At 65.6% G+C, this 4651-nt stretch carries 5 protein-coding genes; all 5 read left to right on the top strand.

The genetic code is table 11. From position 1 onward, the window contains the following. The coding region (rpsI, locus tag RMQ73_RS08630; RefSeq protein ID WP_310497745.1) for a 30S ribosomal protein S9 at positions 1–475 on the top strand (475 nt) is incomplete at its 5' end. A gap of 254 nt (positions 476–729) precedes the next feature. Next, positions 730–2808: a thioredoxin family protein gene (locus RMQ73_RS08625; RefSeq protein ID WP_310497744.1), complete on the top strand. Its 2079-nt coding sequence runs from the start codon at positions 730–732 to the stop codon at positions 2806–2808. 50 nt (positions 2809–2858) lie between these two features. Further along, entirely contained in the window at positions 2859–3224 is a 366-nt protein-coding gene (locus tag RMQ73_RS08620) for a MerC domain-containing protein (RefSeq protein WP_310497743.1), read from the top strand. Between the two features lie 103 nt (positions 3225–3327). Then, positions 3328–3786 (top strand): transcriptional repressor, encoded by a 459-nt coding sequence (locus tag RMQ73_RS08615; RefSeq protein ID WP_310497746.1) that lies wholly within the window; start codon positions 3328–3330, stop codon positions 3784–3786. 92 nt (positions 3787–3878) lie between these two features. Beyond that, positions 3879–4651, top strand: a 773-nt coding sequence (locus RMQ73_RS08610) for a 1-deoxy-D-xylulose-5-phosphate synthase N-terminal domain-containing protein (protein WP_310497742.1), incomplete at its 3' end; no start/stop codon positions are given.

Below are 4651 nucleotides of genomic sequence, written 5' to 3'. Positions count from 1 at the left end.
CGCCGGCCTCGACGCCGAGGGGCCCCTCAACAACAACGGCATCGCCGGCAACCCGCCGACGCCGCTGCGCGAGCAGGAACTTGACGCCTATGGCCGCGCCTATGCGACCGGCACGCGCAAGAACGCCATCGCCCGCGTGTGGATCAAGCCCGGCAGCGGCAAGATCGTCGTCAATGGCCGAGACCAGACCGTGTATTTCGCACGTCCGTCGCTGCGCCTGCTCATCAACCAGCCGTTCGACGTTGCCGAACGCCGTGACCAATATGACGTCATGGCCACTGTCACCGGCGGCGGCCTGTCCGGCCAGGCCGGCGCAGTGAAGCATGGCATCGCACAGGCGCTGACCAAGTACGAACCCGTGCTGCGCACGCAGGTCAAGCAGGCAGGCTTCCTGACCCGCGATCCGCGCGTCGTCGAGCGCAAGAAGTACGGCAAGGCCAAGGCCCGCCGGTCCTTCCAGTTCTCCAAGCGCTGATCTGCCGCCGGGATATTCCCGGCTGCCATCAATCGGAACAATGGCGCAGGGCACCCCCTGCGCCATTTTTCTTTGGTGCTTCCGATTGCTGGCCCCGTTCGTGCGGCGGGACTTGCCGCCGCACGAACGGGGCCGGATTTCCTTGCATGCCGGTGGTAGTGCCCCTTGTCGCTGGGGACGGGGGCAGCTGCAGTTTGCCACGGACAACTACCGCTGCCCTTGCGTTGCGGCGCCGGGCTTGCATAAGCGGAATCATGATTCGCCATCTTGCCACAGCATTCGTCCTCCTCGCCTCGGCGCCCTTGGCGGCCCAGTCGATCAGCGAGCAACCGCACACGCGTGCCGAGCTGATTGCCGAAAGCCGCAGCCCGGCGCCTGGAAAGCCGCTGACGGTCGGTATCCAACTCACCCCCCGGCAGGGCTGGCACACATATTGGATCAATCCCGGCGACGCCGGGGCGCCGACGCGTGCGGCCTGGACGTTGCCCGAAGGCACGCCCACCCCTGCCGAACTCAGCTACCCGGTTCCCGGCACGCTGATCGTCTCGGGCCTCATGAACTACGTCTATGAAAAGACAAATGTCCTGCTGACAGAAGTCGCGGTGCCAGCTGACCTTGCCGGCGGCAAGCCCTATCCGGTCAGCGTCAAGGTGGACTGGCTGGTGTGCAGTCTTGAACAATGCGTGCCCGAAAGCGCCGAATTGACCCTGCCGCTCACCACCGGCAGTGGCGCTGCCGACCCCGAGATGGGCTTTCGAGTCGCCAATGCCCGCAACGCCCTGCCGCGCACGGTGGATTGGCCGGCGCGCTGGTCGGCTACCAAAACGGGCCAGGGCGTCAGCCGCGTTGCGATTGCCGTGCCGGTGGGCAGCATCGACAAGGTCCGCAGTGCCTATTTCTATCCCTTGCAGGACGGTGTCATCGGCTATGCCGCGCCGCAATCGGTGACGCGCAGCGGCGACATGCTGCGAATCGAGACAGATGCGGCTGATCCCGGCCCATCCGGCACTGTCACCGGCCTGCTGCGCATCACACGCGAAGGCGACAGTCATGATTATGGCTTCACCATTTCCGCCAACGCCGGTGCCGTGCCGCAGCCCGGTGCCAGCCTGACAACCGCTGCACCGCAGGGCGCCGGCCCCGGCCTGCCGCTGATTCTGCTGGGCGCCGTGCTGGGCGGTGTCCTGCTCAACATTATGCCGTGCGTTTTTCCGATTCTCAGCCTCAAGGCGCTGGCCTTGGCCAAGGGCAATGTCGATGCCGCCGTCGCTCGGCGCGACGCGGTGGCCTATGCCGCTGGCGTCATCCTTGTCTGCGCCGCGCTTGGCGGCCTGGTGCTGGTGCTGCGTGCCGCTGGCGCGCAGGTTGGCTGGGCATTCCAGTTGCAGGACCCGCGCGTCATTGCCGGGCTGCTGCTGCTGATGACCGCCATTGCGCTCAATCTGGCCGGCCTGTTCGAAATCAACCTGACCAGCGGCAATCTCGGCCAGGATGCCGTGGCCAAGGGCGGCGCGCTGGGCAGCTTTGCCACCGGCGCGTTGGCGGCCTTTGTCGCGACGCCCTGCACCGGGCCATTCATGGCCGGCGCTCTTGGTGCGTCGCTGGTGCTGCCGCCGGTTCAGGCGGTTTCGGTGTTTGCCGGGCTTGGCTTTGGTCTGGCCCTGCCGTTCCTGCTGGTGGGTTTTGTCCCGGCCCTGCGCAAGCGGCTGCCACGGCCCGGCGCCTGGATGACCCGGTTCAAGGCTATCTTGTCGATTCCGATGTTCCTGACCGTGCTGGCGCTGGCATGGGTGCTGGGGCGCCAGGCGGGCGTCGAAGGCTTGACGGCGGGGCTCGCCGGCGCCCTCGCGCTCGGTTTGCTGCTCTGGTGGGTCGGACAGCGCCAGCACGCGGGCGGCACAGCATGGATTCAGGCGGCGGCGGCGGCGGCGGTGGTGGCTCTCGCCATTGCCACCCTGCCGATCGGCGCGCCCGCCGAAGCAGCCGGCACATCGGCGCCCGCCGGATTGTCCGCACAGCGATTTTCGCCGGCAAGGCTTGCAGCGCTGCGAGCCGAAGGGCGGCCGGTGTTCCTGTACATGACTGCCGACTGGTGCCTGACCTGCAAGGTCAACGAAAAGGGCGCCATGGCCGATGCACGCGTTGCCAGCGCTTTCAAGGCCAAGGGTATTGCCGTGCTGGAAGGCGACTGGACGCGCGGAGATCCGACCATTTCCGACTGGCTGGCACGCGAAGGCCGTGCCGGCGTGCCGGTCTATGTGTTTTACAGCAGCGACGGGAAATCGCGGGAGCTGTCGCAGCTGCTGACCGTGAGCGAACTTCTGGCGCTGTAACCATTTTGCGCCACTTGCGGCGGCGCATGTTATAATGTATCGCCGTCTGTGTGCCCAAGGTCGCATCATCTCTTCTTGACCGCTTCGCAATCGGTCTGTCAGGGCTTTGCCTCGTCCATTGCCTTGCCGGCGTGGCCGCGCTGGGCCTGTTTGCGGTGTCCGGGCAACTGCTGGATCATCAGGTGCATGTGATCGGACTGGTGCTGGCCTTGCCGCTGGCCGTCGTGGCCCTGTGGCGCGGCCAGTTGTTGCATCGCCGCCGCATCATTGCGGCGCTTGGCGCTGCCGGCATCGGCCTGATGGCGGCCTCGATCTTTGTCGGCCACGGCGCATTGCTGGAAATCGCGGCCTCGGTTCTTGGCGTGTCGCTGCTTGCTGTTGCCCATATCTGGAACATGCGAGCCTCGGCCGCCTGATCCTGTCGGCAGGTTGGTGATGGCTGCGGCACCCTGCGGGCTTGTGCCTGCCGGCATTACCCCCGATAATTGAAGCATGAACGATGTTGCCATCATGAATCCGATGCCGGCGCATGACCACGCCCATCATCAGGGCGCCGCGCTGGGTATGGCGGCACAGCGCGCGCTTCTGCGGGCTGGCGAGCAATGGACAGATTTGCGCGCGTCGGTGTTCGCGGCGCTGGCCAGCTTCGATCGCCCGGCATCGGCCTATGATGTCACGGAACGCGTTTCGGGCACTTTGGGGCGGCGTATCGCGGCCAACAGCGTCTATCGCATTCTCGATCTGTTCGTCGCCCGCAATGTCGCCACCCGGGTCGAAAGCGCCAATGCCTATCTGGCGAACCAGCACCCCGATTGCCTGCACGACTGTATTTTCCTTGTGTGCGACGCCTGCGGCAAGGCGACCCATGTCGATGACGACCGGCTGGCGGCACTGGTGCGCGAAACCGCGCTGGCCACGGGTTTCTTTCCCGAACGCCCGGTTATCGAAGTGCGGGGCCGCTGCGCCGCCTGCGTCTGAACGCCTGTTACGGACCGGTCACATTTCATCGACAGGGGCAGTGGCAGCCGCTAAGGGTTGGTGCTTGTTATCAACGAATCCGGCGACGGTGCATGACTGCTGAAACTCCCCTTCTCGATACGGTCAATGTCCCGGCTGACATGCGCGCGCTCTCCCACGGGCAGTTGCGCCAGCTTGCCGATGAATTGCGCACCGAATTGATCCATGCGGTGTCGCAAACCGGCGGGCATCTCGGCGCTGGCCTCGGCGTGGTCGAATTGACCGTGGCGCTGCATTATGTGTTCAACACGCCCGATGACCGGCTGATCTGGGATGTCGGCCATCAGGCCTATCCGCACAAGATCCTGACCGGCCGCCGCGACCGTATCCGCACCCTGCGCCAGGGCGGCGGACTTTCGGGCTTCACCAAGCGCACCGAAAGCGAATATGATCCGTTCGGCGCCGCGCACAGCTCGACCTCCATTTCCGCTGCGCTGGGCTTTGCTGTCGCCAACAAGCTCAAGGGCCAGCCCGGCAAGGCGATTGCCGTCATTGGCGATGGCGCCATGTCGGCCGGTATGGCCTATGAAGCGATGAACAACGCGCGCGAGGCGGGCAACCGCCTTGTAGTCATCCTCAACGACAATGACATGTCGATCGCGCCGCCGGTTGGCGCGCTGTCGGCCTATCTGTCGCGGCTGCTGTCGTCGCGCCAGTTTCTCGAAATCCGCGAGGCGCTCAAGCAGATCGTCCGCAAGACGCTGCCGCCGCCGCTGAAAAAGGTTGCGGCGCGCGCCGATGAATATGCCCGCGGCTTTGCCCAGGGCGGCGGCACGCTGTTCGAAGAGCTGGGTTTCTATTATGTCGGGCCGATCGATGGTCACAA

This window comes from Sandarakinorhabdus sp. (genome assembly GCF_031430775.1).
GTDB lineage: Bacteria > Pseudomonadota > Alphaproteobacteria > Sphingomonadales > Sphingomonadaceae > Sandarakinorhabdus.
The sequence above is the reverse complement of the archived record's forward strand: the minus strand, read 5'-3'. Positions and strand labels throughout refer to the sequence as shown.